This window comes from Paenibacillus sp. KS-LC4 (assembly GCF_036894955.1).
GTDB lineage: Bacteria > Bacillota > Bacilli > Paenibacillales > Paenibacillaceae > Pristimantibacillus.
In genome coordinates this window covers 5,790,507-5,806,953 of the sequence record NZ_CP145905.1, presented here as the reverse complement: position 1 = coordinate 5,806,953, position 16,447 = coordinate 5,790,507, and the positions used below count along the sequence as shown (strand labels likewise).

The 16,447-nt window shown below is 50.6% G+C and carries 15 protein-coding genes; all 15 read left to right on the top strand.

Annotated features, from left to right (window positions below):
* Positions 1 to 69 precede the first annotated feature (69 nt).
* Entirely contained in the window at positions 70 to 336 is a 267-nt protein-coding gene (locus tag V5J77_RS24605; protein ID WP_338553423.1) for a DUF1146 domain-containing protein, read from the top strand.
* 311 nt (positions 337 to 647) lie between these two features.
* Positions 648 to 2,084, top strand: coding sequence for a UDP-N-acetylglucosamine 1-carboxyvinyltransferase (murA, locus tag V5J77_RS24600; protein WP_338553422.1), 1,437 nt, complete (start codon positions 648 to 650; stop codon positions 2,082 to 2,084).
* A gap of 86 nt (positions 2,085 to 2,170) precedes the next feature.
* The gene (locus V5J77_RS24595) at positions 2,171 to 3,148 is read left to right on the top strand and encodes a LacI family DNA-binding transcriptional regulator (RefSeq protein ID WP_338553421.1); all 978 of its coding nucleotides are present in this window, start codon (positions 2,171 to 2,173) and stop codon (positions 3,146 to 3,148) included.
* Positions 3,149 to 3,325: 177 nt separating this feature from the next.
* Positions 3,326 to 4,669, top strand: coding sequence for an ABC transporter substrate-binding protein (locus V5J77_RS24590; protein ID WP_338553420.1), 1,344 nt, complete (start codon positions 3,326 to 3,328; stop codon positions 4,667 to 4,669).
* Between the two features lie 103 nt (positions 4,670 to 4,772).
* Positions 4,773 to 5,657 (top strand): sugar ABC transporter permease, encoded by an 885-nt coding sequence (locus V5J77_RS24585; RefSeq protein WP_338553419.1) that lies wholly within the window; start codon positions 4,773 to 4,775, stop codon positions 5,655 to 5,657.
* Positions 5,657 to 6,484: a carbohydrate ABC transporter permease gene (locus tag V5J77_RS24580; protein WP_338553418.1), complete on the top strand. Its 828-nt coding sequence runs from the start codon at positions 5,657 to 5,659 to the stop codon at positions 6,482 to 6,484. Before V5J77_RS24585 ends, V5J77_RS24580 begins: the two co-directional genes overlap by 1 nt.
* Before the next feature lie 25 nt (positions 6,485 to 6,509).
* Positions 6,510 to 7,991 carry a glycoside hydrolase family 32 protein gene (locus V5J77_RS24575; protein WP_338553417.1) on the top strand — a complete coding sequence of 494 codons (1,482 nt, stop codon included), beginning with the start codon at positions 6,510 to 6,512 and terminating at the stop codon, positions 7,989 to 7,991.
* A 207-nt stretch (positions 7,992 to 8,198) separates the two neighbouring features.
* On the top strand, positions 8,199 to 9,761 hold the full coding sequence (locus V5J77_RS24570) for an efflux RND transporter periplasmic adaptor subunit (RefSeq protein WP_338553416.1): 1,563 nt from the start codon (positions 8,199 to 8,201) through the stop codon (positions 9,759 to 9,761).
* Positions 9,758 to 10,516: an ABC transporter ATP-binding protein gene (locus V5J77_RS24565; protein ID WP_338553415.1), complete on the top strand. Its 759-nt coding sequence runs from the start codon at positions 9,758 to 9,760 to the stop codon at positions 10,514 to 10,516. Before V5J77_RS24570 ends, V5J77_RS24565 begins: the two co-directional genes overlap by 4 nt.
* Entirely contained in the window at positions 10,458 to 11,630 is a 1,173-nt protein-coding gene (locus V5J77_RS24560) for an ABC transporter permease (RefSeq protein ID WP_338553414.1), read from the top strand. The genes V5J77_RS24565 and V5J77_RS24560 overlap by 59 nt, the downstream gene beginning before the upstream one ends.
* Before the next feature lie 96 nt (positions 11,631 to 11,726).
* Positions 11,727 to 12,908: a stage II sporulation protein D gene (spoIID, locus tag V5J77_RS24555; protein WP_338553413.1), complete on the top strand. Its 1,182-nt coding sequence runs from the start codon at positions 11,727 to 11,729 to the stop codon at positions 12,906 to 12,908.
* A gap of 118 nt (positions 12,909 to 13,026) precedes the next feature.
* Positions 13,027 to 13,770: a M23 family metallopeptidase gene (locus tag V5J77_RS24550; RefSeq protein WP_338553412.1), complete on the top strand. Its 744-nt coding sequence runs from the start codon at positions 13,027 to 13,029 to the stop codon at positions 13,768 to 13,770.
* A gap of 171 nt (positions 13,771 to 13,941) precedes the next feature.
* Entirely contained in the window at positions 13,942 to 14,229 is a 288-nt protein-coding gene (gene spoIIID / locus V5J77_RS24545; RefSeq protein WP_338553411.1) for a sporulation transcriptional regulator SpoIIID, read from the top strand.
* Between the two features lie 133 nt (positions 14,230 to 14,362).
* The gene (locus V5J77_RS24540) at positions 14,363 to 15,364 is read left to right on the top strand and encodes a rod shape-determining protein (RefSeq protein ID WP_338553410.1); all 1,002 of its coding nucleotides are present in this window, start codon (positions 14,363 to 14,365) and stop codon (positions 15,362 to 15,364) included.
* 195 nt (positions 15,365 to 15,559) lie between these two features.
* Positions 15,560 to 16,429, top strand: a complete 870-nt coding sequence (locus V5J77_RS24535) for a flagellar hook-basal body protein (RefSeq protein ID WP_338553409.1) — start codon at positions 15,560 to 15,562, stop codon at positions 16,427 to 16,429.
* Positions 16,430 to 16,447 lie beyond the last annotated feature (18 nt).

Here is a 16,447-nt window from a genome sequence, read left to right as displayed (position 1 = left end):
CTGATTATAGGAGTAAACAGGCGGCACACTGGAACTTAAGGCGAATAAAAGGAGGCTTCTGGAGCACGGATGGGTTTGACTCAGGATATGCTGAATAGTATGCAGACAGCCACAGGAATAACAGGACTGTTCTCCATTGTTGTAACGCTTGTTAGCATCATACTTATATGGTTTATTATGCAGGAGCTGAAATGGGAAGTTTTTTTTGCCTTTCCCCGCAGCCCGAAGGCTCGCATGCTGCAGGCAGTTATTGCTATCATACTCGGGCACGCATTTGCCAGCTTCATTTTGGATTACTGGTCTTGGACGACAATGCTGAAGAGTTTTGTCGAATAACGAGAGCAAAATATGTTAACAATGGGTAATACATGACGGACTCAAAATCCCGCCCGCGTCCGAACGCTATACAAGTGTGGGAATTTTGTTCCAGTATCAGGCAGGGCAACACCTAAAAGCATCGTTCAGCATAGGATGTTAGGGTCAGGATCGGGCTGCTTTAAATGCTGCGGTTACAGGGAAATTTAAAGCTTGTCGATTAGTGTAGATAAGTGTTAATATGGAGTTTGGATTAAGACGGGAATTTTTCACTTTTAAACAATAATTTTAAAGCGAGAGACAGAAATTCAGTTCGCGGAGGGAACCATAAGATGACCAAAATTATCGTCCGCGGAGGCAAGCGTTTATCGGGAACGGTACGTGTCAGCGGTGCAAAAAATGCAGTACTCCCCATTCTAGCAGCCTCTTTACTTGCGACGGAAGGAGACAGCGTCATCTGTGACGTTCCCCTCCTCGACGATGTCATGACTATACAGAAGGTATTGGCATCATTAGGCGCAACGATATCGTATCAAGATACAACCATGAAAATATCGGCGGGTACCATTGCTTCTTATGAGGCGCCCTATGAGCTGATTCGCAAAATGCGTGCTTCCTTCCTTGTTATGGGACCGCTGCTGGCACGAATCGGCAAGGTGCGTATATCTCTTCCAGGCGGCTGCGCGATTGGCACACGTCCAATTGATCAGCATCTGAAAGGCTTCGAAGCGATGGGAGCGGAAATTACGCTCGGACACGGCTTCATTGAAGCGAGCACAAGCACGCGTCTGAAGGGCGCAAAAATATATCTCGACGTAGCAAGCGTAGGCGCTACCGAGAACATTATGATGGCTGCTGCACTTGCAGAAGGCACAACACTGCTTGAAAATGCTGCGAAGGAGCCGGAAATCGTCGACCTCGCCAATTATTTGAACGCGATGGGCGCGAAGGTTCGCGGCGCGGGCACGGGCCTCATTCGCATTGAAGGCGTTGAAAGCTTGCGCGGTGTGACGCATCATGTTATTCCTGATCGTGTAGAAGCGGGTACCTATATGATTGCTGCAGCCATTACAGGCGGCGACGTATTTGTAGAAGGCGCGATTGGCGATCATTTGACACCGGTCATATCCAAGCTGCAAGAAATGGGCGTCGAGGTGCTGGAGTCGGATAATGGCATTCGGGTTAAAGCGGATCATCCGCTGAAGTCGGTAGACGTGAAGACGTTGCCGCACCCAGGCTTCCCAACAGATATGCAATCGCAAATGATGGCGCTCTTGCTCGTATCCGAGGGTACGTCGGTTGTAACCGAAACGGTATTTGAGAATCGCTTTATGCATGTGGAAGAATTCCAGAAGATGAATGCGCATATTAAGATCGAAGGCCGTTCCGCAATCGTTAGCGGCAATATGCCGTTAACTGGCGCGAAAGTATGTGCGACGGACCTCCGTGCAGGTGCAGCCTTGATCTGTGCGGCATTGCGCGCGGATGGCGAGACGGAAGTAACGGGTATCCACCATGTTGATCGCGGTTATGTAGATATTACTGGCAAGCTGGCATCGCTTGGAGCGCTTATTCACCGTGTAGAAGCGGAGGAGGAAAAACAGCAGGCGGCTGAAGTGGAAAATGCACTTCAAGCTAAAGCGGTTGCTGCTGTAGAGCAAGCGAAAGAAACGGCCGCTGTCATAGCAGCAGTTGAGCTGGATTCGTCTTCAAGCTTCAAGCGTGAGAAGGAAGCAACGGTTTTGAAGATTCAGCCTACTTGGGCCTAACCATTTAATCAGCATAAGAGCAGAGCTGTTTGCAGACGCGCCGGATGGGGTGATGTGAACAGCTCTTTTTTTGAGAAGGAGATTCTATGGCAACTATTCATGATGTCGCGAAGATGGCTAAAGTATCGGTAACGACGGTCTCCCGCGTATTAAACAACAGGGGGTACATTAGCGAGACGACCCGCAATAAGGTGTTCCAGACGATGAAGGAGCTGAATTATCAGCCGAACGAGCTGGCACGTTCTTTGCTGCGCAAGCAATCCAATGTCATCGGGCTTATTATTCCGAACGTGGCGCATCCTTTTTTTGCTGAGCTGGCCAGCCACGTCGAACGTTATGCCTACGAGAAGGGCTATAAAATTATGCTATGCAACTCGCACCTTGATCCTGTGAAGGAGAAGGAATACATTGAAATGCTCAAGCGCAACCGAGTAGACGGCATTATTATGGGCAGTCATACGCTTGAGGTCAAGGAGTATAGGAAGCTGCATTCTCCGATTGTGACGATAGATCGACAGATCAGCGAGGAAATTCCGTTTATATCATCGGACAATTACAAGGGCGGCAGACTAGCTGCACAACTGCTAGTAGACAAAGGATGCAGAAAAATTGCACATATTTGCGGAAATCTTGAGCTTCAGCTGCTGGCGAACCAGCGAACGACTGCTTTCCGTGATATAATGGCTGCCAATGGACTCGAACCTATTATCATTCAGACGGATATGAACGTATTTGACGAGCAGCAGTATGAGCAGATTATGAGCCGTCTGTTTGCGGAGCATCCTGAGATTGATGGTCTGTTTGCGACAAGCGATATTATCGCCTCCTTCGCGGTGAAGGAATGCCGCAGGGTGGACAAGTCTATTCCGGAGCAAATCAAAATAGTCGGCTATGATGATGTGAGCGCGGCCAATTGGATAACACCGGCGTTAACGACGATTCGCCAGCCGATTGTCGAAATCGGGCGGGTTGCGGTTGATTCAATCATCCGGCAAATGAACAATGAGCCGCTGGAGCATCGGTATGTTTTGGATGTTGAACTAGTGGAGAGACTGACGACTTAGGAAAGGCCGAAATCCCTTATACAGCAAGGGATTTTTATTTTTTATGTGGAATGTCAATCGTTTGACATGTCAAACGATTGACATATTTTTTAGCACAGACTATAATACGTAATGAAAGCGGTTTACAATTTATTTTCAGCATAGAATAGTTATCATTTTGAATCGGGGGACGATTAAATGAAATCTTGGAAAAGCCTACAGACTCTACTTGCATCATTTGTAATGGTAACGGTTGTAACAGCGTGCGGAGGAAATGCAGGCTCAACGCCTGCAGCTTCAAACACAGCTGAAGGAAGTGCTAATAGCGGGAGCGCCTCTGGCGATGTGAAAATTACGCTGCTGAATTCTAAAGGCGAAATTCAAACGCAGCTTGAGGATGCAGCGAAAGCCTTCAAAGAGGACTATCCGAACATCACTCTGGAAATTATTCCAGTTCCGGCAGGACAATCGCCATTCGAGAAAGCATCAGCGTTATATGCGGCGAACAGCCCATCGACGATTACGATGCTAGACACAGGGGATGTCGAGAAGTTCAAGGATCGCATCCTCGATCTAAGCGGGGAAAAATGGATGTCCGACAAGGTTGATGGCAGTACAGATCTGACGACCTTTGACGGTAAAAACTACGCATTCCCGCTTTCCATTGAAGGCTACGGATTTATTTACAATAAAGCAGTCTTAGACAAAGCGGTTGGCGGCAGCTTTGATCCCGCTACCATTACGACGACGCAGGCACTGGAGGATTTGTTTAAAAAGACCGAAGCCTCCGGAACGGGCGCGCTGATCGTCTCGCCAATGGATTGGTCGCTGGGCGCACACTATCTTCCGCTTGCTTACGCTGGACAATCCGCGGATAAAGCGGTGGTTAATCAGTTTATCGCGGATTTGAAGGCTGGGAGTGTAGACCTGTCGTCGAATACAGTATTTAACGGACTGATGGATACATTCGACATTATGAAGGAGCACAACATTGATAAAGCATCGCCGCTCGCGGGCACCTATGAGAGGGGGCCTGAGGTGCTGGGTAAAGGTGAGGTCGGTATTTGGTTCCAGGGCAATTGGGCTTGGCCGCAAATTAGCAGCTTCGATACGGCCAGCGGTGCATACGGCTTTCTGCCCGTGCCAATCAGCAACAACCCAGATGATTTTGGCAACACGCAAATTTCTGCCGCGGTTTCGAAGCGTCTCGTTTTAGACAAGGAGAAAAGCACACCAGAGCAGCAGTCAGCGGCGAAGGCATTCCTTGAGTGGATGGTCTACCAAGAGAAGGGTCAGGACTTCCTGATTAATAAAGCAAACATTGTTCCTGCCTTCAATAACATTACGCTTGAGCCGAAGGACCCGCTTGCCAAGTCGATTCAAGCCTATATCGCTGGCGGCAAAATTCAGGAATCAATGAGTGCGCTCCCAGCAGATCACTGGAGCAAGCTTGGCGCCTCGATGCAAAAATATTTGGCAGGAGCCGCTGACCGCGCCACGCTTGCTAAGGAAATTCAGGATTACTGGCCGACTGTAAAGTAACGTCAAATAGACGATAAACAACAGCTAAGAAGAGGAAGCAGTGGAGAAGTCCATGTGACTTGTCCATTGCTTTGCTTCAAAGAAACGTTAGCGAGGGATAACGATGATATCGGAAAAAGGACTTTGGAGCCGTCTTTGGCTAAGGCTATTGTTCACTGGCCCGACCCTGTTTGCTTTTGCCACCGTCATGATTGTGCCTTTTCTGTATGGCATATATTTAACGTTTACGAATTGGGATGGCATTTCGACAACGAGCACGATGGTTGGCTTTGAAAATTATGCGCATGTTTGGAAAGACGCGGTTTTTTGGAAGTCATTTTATTTAACGCTAAAATATGTGGTTATTAGTGTGGCGCTCGTTAATGTGGTGGCTTTTTTGCTGGCTTATTTTTTATCAAGCGGCTTGAGGGGCCAGAGCTTTTTCCGGGCTGGATTTTTTATTCCAAATTTAGTCGGCGGCATTGTGCTTGGGTTCGTATGGCAGTTCATCTTCTCTAACGTTCTCGTATCCATTGGACAAAAATCGGGCATCGCCTTATTCGGTACCTCTTGGCTTGCTGAGCCGGATAAAGCGTTTTTCGCACTTATTATTGTCACAGTATGGCAATATGCCGGATATATGATGGTTATTTACGTCGCGGGCTTGATGAATGTGCCTAAGGATATTATGGAGGCGGCCAGCATTGACGGGGCAACGGCATTCCGCAAGCTGCGGACGATGATTTTACCGCTTATGGTGCCGTCGTTTATCGTCTGTGTATTTTTATCGCTGCAGCGCACGTTTATGGTTTACGATTTGAACCTGACGCTGACGAAGGGCGGACCGTTCAAAAGCACGGAAATGGTCTCCATGCATGTATATGAGAAAGCGTTTCTTTCAAGGGATTATGGGGTAGGGCAAGCGGAGGCGCTTGTATTGTTCCTGCTCGTAGCTGGCATTACGTTATTGCAAGTGTATTTCAGCAAGAAGCTGGAGGTGGAGGCCTAATGAAACGCTTGAAAGCCTCTATGGAATGGAGCAAGTTTATTGTATTGCTGGTTGGCCTTATCGCCTTCGTTTTTCCATTTATTTTGCTAATCGTCAATTCCTTTAAGGAAAATAAAGCGATTACGGCATCGCCGCTTTCTTTGCCTGCCAGCTTTAATCTGGCGAATTACGAGTCGGCGTTTACGAAAATGAATTATGTATCCGGGTTTACAAACACGGTTATCATTACTGTGCTGAGCGTTTTGCTTATCTCGGTGCTCGCGGCCATGACAGCCCATTTCTTTGTGCGAAATCAAAGCAAATTTAATCAATATACGTTTTTCCTGATGGTGGCGGCGATGATAATCCCATTCCAAGCGATTATGATTCCGCTCGTAAAGGTGTATGGAAATCTGCATTTGCTGGATAACAAATGGTCGCTGATTTATATGTATCTCGGCTTCGGAAGTCCGCTTGCGGTATTCATTTATCATGGTTTTGTGAAAAGCATCCCGGCCGAGCTTGAGGAGGCCGCAATGATTGATGGCTGTACGCGGACGCAGACGTTTTTCCGCATTGTGTTCCCCGTGCTTGCGCCAACGTCAGTGACGATTGCGATTTTGAATGTGCTGTGGATTTGGAATGATTTTCTGCTTCCATCGCTTGTGCTGACTTCGTCGGAGCAGCGTACGCTGCCGCTTTCAACCTTTTACTTCTATGGAACCTATACCGTCGATTACGGGCCGCTGATGGCGGGACTGCTGCTTACGATTTTGCCGGTACTCATCGTCTATTTGTTTGCACAGAAATTTATTATTCAAGGCGTCATGCAAGGCTCCATTAAATAAACGCGTAAGAATAGGATGATTGAACATGTTGTATACGCTTGAAAATGCGGAGCAGTTTGTGGCGGGAAGAAAGCATTTGCTGCGCCAGCAGTACCGTCTGGGCTATCATTTAATGGCGGAATTCGGCTGGATGAACGACCCGAACGGCTTTATTTTTCATAATGGGCATTATCATTTATTTTATCAATATTATCCGTATCAGCCTGCATGGGGGCCGATGCATTGGGGTCATGCAATCAGCCGTGACTTGGTTTCGTGGGAGTATATGCCGGTGGCGCTCGCACCAGATCAGCCTTATGACAGCGGCGGCTGCTTCTCTGGAAGTGCGATTGTCCATGAGGGCAAGCTCCATCTTATGTATACGGGGCATGTTGTGACGGGGCCGAATGGAGATACGGATTATTATCAGACGCAAAATATTGCGGTATCAGAGGACGGCGTACATTTCGCTAAGCTGGCGAGCAATCCCGTGCTAGGGCTGGAGCAGATTCCGGCTGGAGTGAGCCGCAAGGATTTTCGCGATCCGAAGGTGTTTGTTAGGGATGGCTTCTATTATACAGTCATTGGCTCGAATGATGGCGCTGGGCATGGCCTGATTTTGCTCTACCGTTCTCGAAATCTCGTGAACTGGACCTTAGTTGGCGAGCTGGCGCGCAGCAACGGTCAGCTGGGTGACAATTGGGAATGCCCCGATTTGTTCGAGCTTGACGGCTATGATGTGCTGATGATGTCGCCGCAGCGAATGCCAGCTCAAGGTGACCATTATCGCAATTTGCATTCCACCACTTATATGGTAGGAAAACTAAATTTGGAGTCAGGCTCGTTCGTATATGCTGGCTATGAGCCTGTTGATTTTGGCTTTGATTTTTATGCGCCGCAAACGGTGCTGGATTCGCAAGGCCGGCGCATTGTCATCGGCTGGATGGAAACGTGGGAGCAAGAAATTCCGACCCAACTCGGGCATTATTGGGCCGGGGCGATGACGCTGCCGCGTGAAGCCGTGCTGCGCAGCAGCGATAGGAAGCTGCTGTTCAAGCCGCTGGAAGAGCTGAAGGCTTACCGCCGCGATGGCTATGAGCTGAACGGACTTGCGCTTGCAGGTGAACAGCTGCTTGCTGCCGAGGGCGACTGCTATGAGCTTGAAGTCGTGCTTCGTACCGGGAGTGCTCGCGAGCTCGGTTTGAAGCTGCGGACGAATGGGGCGGGAGAAGAGACGGTGCTGGCTTATAATGTGGAGGAAGGGCTGTTCCGCTTCAATCGGGATCACTCCGGAATCGGGCAGGGCGGCGAAAGGAGGACGGACGTTGCGCTGGCAGAAGGCGGCGAGCTTTCGCTGCGGATTTTCGTCGATCAATCGTCGGTTGAGGTATTTATCCAAGGCGGGGAAAAAGTGATGACGGGACGTATTTACCCAAGCGAGGCTTCGACAGGCATTGCAGCCTTTGCCTTGGGCGGAACGAGTACACTCGTTTCATTAAAAAAATGGAATATTGAGCGCCAGCTTTAATGAGCGCCACTGGCGCAAGGCCAGGCTTAAGAACAGGACAGAGGAAGTGTCCTGTTCTCTTTTTTATTTTCAGTAGACTAAATAATGAGGGTTCTTCCTATACGGTACTGGCTAGGGCGATTGTACTGCGTGACCTGTTCATTCTCCGTTCATTTTTTCATGCTATATTCGTCACGAATATGTCAGTCGGAGGGTGGAATACAGTCGATGAAAAAGTGGAAGCTATGGCTAGGTATTATTCTTGTAGTAGGCGCGGCCGGGGGAGGCGGTGCCTATTATTATTTGAACATGGGGCAGTCGGAGACTGTGCAGGCGGCAACCTCGCAAACGGTGAAAGCGACGCGGGGCAACATTGAGCTGAAAATAAGCGCGACAGGCAGTGTAGAAGCCAATTCTCGCGAAACCGTAACGTCCGGCGTATCCGGTACGATTGCAAAGCTGAACTTTAAAGTCGGCGATAAAGTGAAGGCGGGCCAAGTGCTGGCAACGTTTGAATCCGAGAAGGACTACGATAGCCAGATTGAGCAGACGGAGCTTTCCATTAAGAAGCAGCAAGTGCAGATGGAGCAATATCAGACCAAATATAAGGAAGCTGCGGGCACGGAGGATGAGCTGACGACTCAGCAAAGCATCAAGACGGATATGGACATGCTGGCGCTGGAAATCAAGCAAAACCAAGACAGCCTGAAAACCATGAGGGAAGATCAGCTAAAGGTGACGGAGGTTGTGGCGACGATTGCTGGAGAGGTGACGGAAAGCGAGGTTTCCGTTGGAGACGAGGTTGTAGCAAATACAGTTATTGCGTCTATCGTCAATTATGATTTGCTTGATTTCGTCGTGCAGGTCGATGAGCTGGATATTCCGTCGGTCAAAACAGGCCAAGTGGCGCAGATTTATTTGAGCGCCCTGACAGATAAGACGATTGAAGGCAAGGTAACCAGCCTGGCTCGTGAGGGCACAGCATCAAACGGTGTATCCGCCTATGAGGTCACCCTTTCGCTGGACACAATAGAGGGCGTGATGACTGGCATGTCGGGTGAAGCGGACATTATTTTGGAGTCCAGAAATGATGTCGTTGTGGTACCGGTAGATGCGGTTATTGAACGTGGCGGCAAATCCTTTGTTCGCGTGCCAACGAGCACACAAGGTAGTGCAGGCGCAGCCGGCGGACAAGGTACGGGCGGTGCTGCGGGAGTGCAAGGTGCGACTGGTGCGACTGGGGCGCCAGCTGCGCAAGATGCAGCTGGCGCGCAAGGCAGCTCCAGCGCACAAGGCACACGTGGAGCGCAAGGTGCAGTGGGCGCGCAAGGCAGCTCTGGCGCACAAGGCACACGTGGCGCGCAAGATGCAGCGGGCGCGCAAGGCAGCTCCGGCGCACAAGGCACACGTGGAGCGCAAGGAACGGCGGGTGGTGCTCAGGGTACAGGAGCGGCAGCGCAGGGGTTAACTGGTACGGGCGCTGCATCGCAAGGCGCGATGGGTACACAGCGCGGCGGCGCTCAAATGGAAGGGCAGCTAGTCGAAGTGGAAGCGGGAATCAGCGATGAGACGTATGTGGAAATTATTTCGGGGCTGAATGAAGGCGACTCGGTGCTTATTCCAACACCGCAGGGCACAGTTGGCATGACGACAACGACGACTCAGCAAAATCAAGCGAATATGGGAGGCGGCATGATGCCAGGTGGCTTCGGCGGTGGAGCAGGTGGCGGATTCGGCGGCGGTGGCGGCGGATTTACTGGCGGCGGCGGAGCAGGCGGTGGTCGCCCATGATCAGCGAGAGCAACGGTACTTTAATCGACATTAACCATCTCGTCAAAAACTATGTGATGGGCCGAGAAACGGTGACGATTCTTAAAGGTGTATCCTTTCAGGTGGAAAAAGGCGATTTTGTGGCGATTGTCGGGCCTTCCGGCTCGGGAAAGTCAACGATGATGAATGTCATCGGCTGTCTGGATACGCCAACCGACGGCAGCTATAAGCTGGATGGCATTGAGGTAAGAGGCATGAGCGAGAATAAGCTGGCGGATATTCGCAACAAGAAGATCGGCTTTATATTTCAAGGCTTTCACCTGCTGCCGCGGCTTACCGCGCTTGAAAATTGCGAGCTGCCGCTCATTTATCGTGGCTTGCCTGCCAAGCAGCGCCGTGCGATGGCAATGAAGGCACTGGAGCAGGTCGGTCTTGGGGAGCGAGTGCATCATCGTCCGAGCGAGCTGTCGGGTGGTCAGCAGCAGCGGGTTGCCATTGCCCGGGCGCTGGCGACGAATCCACCGATTTTGCTGGCGGACGAGCCGACTGGAGCGCTCGATATGAAGACGGGGCAGGAAGTTTTGCAGCTGATGGAGGACTTAAATCGGCAGGGCCACACGATTGTACTGATTACCCATGATATGGAGGTTGCTCATCGGGCAAGCCGTACAGTCATTATGCGGGACGGCGTGCTGACCGAGGAAAGGAGGAACCGTGATGAAGCTGACGCAGGGGTTCAGGATGGCAATCAAGAGCGTCTTGTCAAGCAAGCTTAGAACGGCCCTCTCGATGCTGGGTATCCTGATCGGCGTAGCGACGGTTATTGCGCTGGTCGGTATGGGGCAAGGCTCGACGAAGCAGGTGGAGGAGCAAGTAGCCAGCCTTGGTACTAATTCCTTGTCGGTAACGATAACGGGCCGTGGAACGGCAACCTCGCTTTCGCTCGAAGATGCACTGGCTTTGGCTGATATTCCGAATGTAGAGGGCGTGTCTCCAACGGTAAGCGGCAGTGCGACAGTGAAGTATGGGAAAAATAGCACGAGTGTCACGGTAGAGGGCATTACACCGAATTACGAGCAGGTCAGTGATTTTAGCGTGCAGTCCGGCAGATACATCGCCGCGATGGATGTTAAAAACACGCAAAAGGTCGCCTTAATTGGGGTGGAGACGGCAACGGAGCTATTCGAAGAAGAAGACCCGGTAGGCAAAACGATTCAAGTAAACGGCAGCCGATTTACGATTGTCGGGCTGTTGGAGGCGAAGGGGAGCACGCTCACCGGCTCCAACGATGAGAAAATTGTGATCCCGATTACGACAGGACAAAAGCTTTTTGATAGTGTCGGTGTGCGTACGGTTGCTCTGAAGGTGACCGATCTGGATCTAATGGATTTAACAGTAGCGGCGCTCAAAGCCAAGCTGCTGGAAAAATTCAGAGGCGATGACAGCAGCTACCGGGTATTCAACCAGCAGGATGCGGTTGAGACGCTTAATTCGGTCAACGAAACGATGAATACGATGCTGCTTTACGTGGCAGCCATTACTCTGCTCGTCGGAGGCATTGGCGTCATGAATATTATGCTGGTGTCTGTCACGGAGCGAACGCGGGAAATCGGCATTCGCAAGTCGCTGGGCGCAAAGCGCAGAGATATTTTGTTCCAGTTTCTTGTGGAGGCTGTCGTCATTAGCGGTATGGGCGGCGCACTCGGCATCGGGTTTGGTTATTTGGGCTCCTATGTCATTGGGGTGGTGAATGGGACGGATACTTCCGTTCCGTTTAATACGGTCATTTTGTCGTTTGCCTTCTCTGCTTTTGTCGGAATCGTGTTCGGCATTTTCCCGGCCAATAAAGCTTCGAGACTGAAGCCAGTCGACGCGCTGCGCCACGATTAGCTCTCCTTTCTGTTCTACCCTATTAAATCCGCTCATAGAATGGACTATCCAGTTAAGCAGGATGACATTGCTATAAAAGGAGCGGAAGGAGCAGGAATGAGACGAGGGAGAGTCGAACGCAAAGTGTCAGAAGCGCTGCAACGCTTGAAGAGCAGCCGATGGGTGCATGTTTTTTCAATAGGTTTATTGCTTGGCATTACTGTAGCTTTAATGAAAGTTTCCCTTGGAGGCATGCCTGATCGCATGCCCGAGACTCTATCGAATGCGCAGCCGGCAGGGGCAGCGGGAATGGCTGTTGAGCCACCCGGCACAGGCAGCGGCAGCGGGGCGAATAAAGTCGAAGCGGCCAACGCCGTTATCGCCCAGCAAATGGGCGGGCTATTGCCTAAAACGACAGGAGCGCTGAACAGGCTCATCGTACGCACCTATATGATGAAGGAGCAGCGGACGGAAAGCTTGCCTCTGGAGGAATATGTGCGCGGCGTTATCGCAGCGGAAATGCCGGCCGATTTTGAGCTGGAGGCGCTCAAGGCGCAGGCGATAGCCGCACGCACCTATATCGTGCGCCGCCTCGCTTCCGGTGATGACAGCGGCGTAGAGAATGTAGAGGCAGACGTAACGGACACGATTGCCCATCAAGCGTATTTGCCGCTCGCGCAGCTGAGGCAGCATTGGCAAGGAGCCAAGCAGACAGCTAATATGAAAAAGCTGAATGAAGCGGTGAAGCAGACAGAGGGGCTGATCGTCACCTATAAGGGCGAGCCGATCCAGGCTGCTTTTTTCTCCACAAGCAGCGGCTATACGGAAAATTCCGAAGACTATTGGTCGTATCAGATTCCATATTTGCGCAGCGTCGCGAGTCCATGGGATATCGAGCTTTCACCGCGATACAAACAAAGCGTGAAGCTGACGCTGGCGCAATTTTATGAGAAGCTTGGCCTTCAGGGGGAGAGCAGGGTTCAGCCTTCCATTCGGGTATTAGCCGCAACGGCGGGAAAAAGCATCAGCAAAATCGAAATTGCCGGAACGGTGTTCACTGGCCGCGAGGTGCGCGAGCGTTTGGGACTAGCCTCAGCCGCGTTTACGTGGATCATAAATGATAAGAACATTACCATTACAACCTATGGGTACGGGCATGGCGTGGGCATGAGCCAATGGGGAGCGAACGGCATGGCAAAGCTAGGCTACTCGGCGAAAGATATATTAACCTACTATTATACGGATGCAAAGGTAGAGCAGGCTTCCAAGTTCTCGGCCAAGCTGCTGGAGCGCTCTTAACCCCATGAAGCATAGGCTTTTTCAAAATCTTAAAGTCTCTATATTTTTACCCGGCATTCCATTTGCCTCACGTATAAACCTAGCGAATCTGGCAACAATGGCTAGTGAGGTGATAGAAATGAACAATCAAAACAAACCAAAGCAAGGATCAGAGGAAACTCCCAAAAATGGACTGGGAGCATCATCTGCCGCGGGTTCAGGCAATGGATTTAAAAGGCTGCTGGCACGCAAATGGGTTTCGCCAGCCATATTTATGGCCGCGGCAGCAATTATCGTAACCTTAATGTGGGCCTACCAGGGAGCGGATGACAGCAAGCAGACGACAGCTACAGAACATCCGGGCCAAACGGAAGCCACAGTAGACGAGGGTACGGCAGTACAGCCGGAGAGCGCAGTAGATGAAGTCATACGCGAAGGCGAGCAATTGCAATGGCCGGTTGTGAACAAGGATTCGCTGCAAATCGAGACACCTTTCTATGATGCTAACGCAAGCAGTGATGAACGCCAGGCAGCTATGGTACAGATGGGGAATACATTCTCGCCGCACATGGGTATTGATCTTGTAGACCCGAATGACCAGCCATTTGATGTTGTAGCCGCTATGTCGGGCAAGGTTAGCTTAGTGCTCAACCACCCGACAAATGGAAGTATTATCGAAATCAATCACGGTGAGGGTCTTGTGACCACTTATCAAAGCCTTAGCGACGTAAACGTGGCTGTAGGCGATGAAGTGAAGCAGGGAACCATTATTGCCAAAGCAGCTCGCAATGAGCTGGAAAAGGATCTGGGCGTCCATCTGCACTTTGAAGTGCGTGAAAACGGAAAAGCCGTCAATCCAAGCACTGTAGTCGGCGAGCAATAAGCGCGGGCAAAATAGGTCTCTGGACCTTGCAGGCAGGGGAATATCCCCTGCCTGTTTTGTATTTTTATGAAAATTTTATGACAAACTGGCTTGTCAGGCTTGACCACAAAGAATATATACCCGCTCCCCTCATATAATGTACCAAACTATCTCGAGTAGGGAGGCGGGAACGTGCACGATTACATCAAAGAGCGAACCATTAAAATAGGCCGTTGCATCGTGGAGACGAAGCATACGGTACGAACGATCGCCAAGGAATTCGGCGTATCCAAGAGTACGGTCCATAAGGACCTAACCGAACGCCTGCCGGAAATAAATCCCGACCTGGCGGATCAGGTGAAGCACATTTTGGAATATCACAAGTCAATCCGCCATCTGCGCGGGGGAGAAGCAACGAAAATCAAATATAAGAAATCGAGCACGAAGAAGAGGGAAGTGCTGACGGCCGGAAAAACCTAAATTATTCGCAAATTATTACAAACGGGTAGAGGATTTTATAGTTTTTTGGCGAATAATGTACGTTAGGGGTTTCTACGTCGTGGGAACTAATTGACCGTAGCGTTTACACTATTCGTTGGAGGACTTACGCCTTATGCTGAGCAAGGACATTGGAATTGATTTGGGAACGGCTAACGTATCTATTCATGTAAAAGGGAGAGGCGTTGTGCTCGATGAGCCGTCTGTTGTCGCGATTGAAAGCGACACGAAGAAGGTGCTTGCCGTTGGTGAGGAAGCTCACCGAATGGTGGGTCGTACGCCAGGCAATATTGTTGCAATCCGCCCATTAAGGGATGGGGTTATTGCTGACTTCGAAATAACGGAAATTATGCTGAAAGCATTTATTAATCGGGTGGAAGGGCGCAAGTGGCTGAGCCGTCCGCGCATCTTGATCTGCGCGCCAACGAATATTACATCCGTTGAGCAGAAGGCGATTCGTGAAGCGGCGGAACGCAGCGGAGCCAAGGAAGTATTTTTGGAAGAGGAAGCTAAAGCTGCTGCTATCGGGGCTGGAATGGACATCTTCCAGCCTAGCGGCAACATGGTTGTGGATATTGGCGGAGGCACGACGGACGTAGCTGTCCTGTCCATGGGCGACGTCGTGACCGCTTCTTCTATTAAAATCGCAGGAGATAAGTTCGATGCTGCGATCATGAAGTATATTAAAGATAAGTACAAGCTGTTGATCGGCGAGCGAACAAGCGAGGACATCAAGATCAAAATCGGTAAAGTTTACGACGATGGACAACGTTCAGAAATGGATATCCGTGGACGCGATATGGTAACGGGCCTGCCGCTTACGATGACGATTCATTCGGAAGAGATTCAAGAAGCGCTTTGGGATTCGGTCATGTCGATTGTGGCTACGGCGAAGTCTGTACTGGAGAAAACACCGCCTGAGCTGTCGGCAGATATTATTGACCGGGGCGTTATATTGACCGGTGGCGGTGCACTGCTTAATGGCCTGGATACGCTGCTTGCAGAAGAGCTCAAGGTCCCGGTGCTGATTGCGGAGGATCCGATGCATTGCGTCGTTAAAGGTACTGGTATTCTGCTTGACAACCTGGACAAGCTCGGCAAGAAGCCTCGTTTTTAGAAGACAAGGCAGGAGCAGCGCTTGCATAGCCGTTTGCGCAGGTAGGGCGTTTAAAAGGGGACGCGCCGAGGCGTAAATTGAGTCAAAGGTCGCATAGGATGCTATAACTGAAGACATGCCTTCAACCGATATATAAATAATGGCATATACAGCGAGAGGGAACAGCCTTATACGATCTTCGAGGAGGCAATTGCAATGCTTAGAGGGCTTTATACAGCAGCTGCAGGCTTGACGGCTCAGCAGCGCAGACATGATACCGTAACGAATAATATTTCAAATATAAATACACCGGGCTATAAGCAGACGAATGCGGTCACGCGTTCATTCCCGGATACACTGCTTTCCATGACAGGGGTACAGGGCGAGCCAAGCAAGTCTATCGGCCGTCTCGGCATGGGGGTTTTTGCAGAGGAAAGCTTGTCGCTGCACGTTCAAGGGGACTTGTCCCAGACGGACAAGCCTACTGACTTTGCACTCGTGTCCAACATTGCGGTGGAGGGTGCGGCTTTTGACGAGTCCGGTAAATACGTAGCGGATGACGGTACAGTGACGTTCCAGCCGCAAGCGTTCTTTACGTTGCAGGATGCGCAAGGGGATATTCGTTATACGCGGGGAGGCTCCTTTACGCTGACGGCGGACGGTTTTCTCGTTAACGGAGACGGCGCCAATGTGCTTGGAGCTGATGGGAACCCTATTCAATTCGCAGCAGGCATAGGGCTTGAGCAGCTGTCACTGACGAAGGATTTGCGTTTTGTTAATTCGTTAACTGGTGTGGATAGTGGGGTGCAGCCGCTTCTGGTGACACGGATTAATGAGCCAAACCAACTCGTACGCGCTGGAGACGGCCAGTTCCGTTTTAATGGAGATACAGCACAGGCTGTTGCGCTTCAGCAAACGGATCAGGTAGAGGTGAAGCAAGGCTATGTGGAGCGTTCCAACGTAGATGCGGCACAATCCTCCGTTGATTTAATGGCGGCGCTTCGCGCTTATGAAGCCAATCAGAAGGTTGTACAATTTTACGATCAAAGTCTGGAGAAGGCTGTAACGGAAGTAGGCCGCGTTTAAGACGAAGTCAGCAACGGA

Coding starts and splice junctions, on each gene's coding strand:
- V5J77_RS24605 (WP_338553423.1), top strand. CDS start 70: ATGGGTTTGACTCAGGATATGCTGAATAGTATGCAGACAGCCACAGGA.
- murA (WP_338553422.1), top strand. CDS start 648: ATGACCAAAATTATCGTCCGCGGAGGCAAGCGTTTATCGGGAACGGTA.
- V5J77_RS24595 (WP_338553421.1), top strand. CDS start 2,171: ATGGCAACTATTCATGATGTCGCGAAGATGGCTAAAGTATCGGTAACG.
- V5J77_RS24590 (WP_338553420.1), top strand. CDS start 3,326: ATGAAATCTTGGAAAAGCCTACAGACTCTACTTGCATCATTTGTAATG.
- V5J77_RS24585 (WP_338553419.1), top strand. CDS start 4,773: ATGATATCGGAAAAAGGACTTTGGAGCCGTCTTTGGCTAAGGCTATTG.
- V5J77_RS24580 (WP_338553418.1), top strand. CDS start 5,657: ATGAAACGCTTGAAAGCCTCTATGGAATGGAGCAAGTTTATTGTATTG.
- V5J77_RS24575 (WP_338553417.1), top strand. CDS start 6,510: ATGTTGTATACGCTTGAAAATGCGGAGCAGTTTGTGGCGGGAAGAAAG.
- V5J77_RS24570 (WP_338553416.1), top strand. CDS start 8,199: ATGAAAAAGTGGAAGCTATGGCTAGGTATTATTCTTGTAGTAGGCGCG.
- V5J77_RS24565 (WP_338553415.1), top strand. CDS start 9,758: ATGATCAGCGAGAGCAACGGTACTTTAATCGACATTAACCATCTCGTC.
- V5J77_RS24560 (WP_338553414.1), top strand. CDS start 10,458: ATGAAGCTGACGCAGGGGTTCAGGATGGCAATCAAGAGCGTCTTGTCA.
- spoIID (WP_338553413.1), top strand. CDS start 11,727: ATGAGACGAGGGAGAGTCGAACGCAAAGTGTCAGAAGCGCTGCAACGC.
- V5J77_RS24550 (WP_338553412.1), top strand. CDS start 13,027: ATGAACAATCAAAACAAACCAAAGCAAGGATCAGAGGAAACTCCCAAA.
- V5J77_RS24540 (WP_338553410.1), top strand. CDS start 14,363: ATGCTGAGCAAGGACATTGGAATTGATTTGGGAACGGCTAACGTATCT.
- V5J77_RS24535 (WP_338553409.1), top strand. CDS start 15,560: ATGCTTAGAGGGCTTTATACAGCAGCTGCAGGCTTGACGGCTCAGCAG.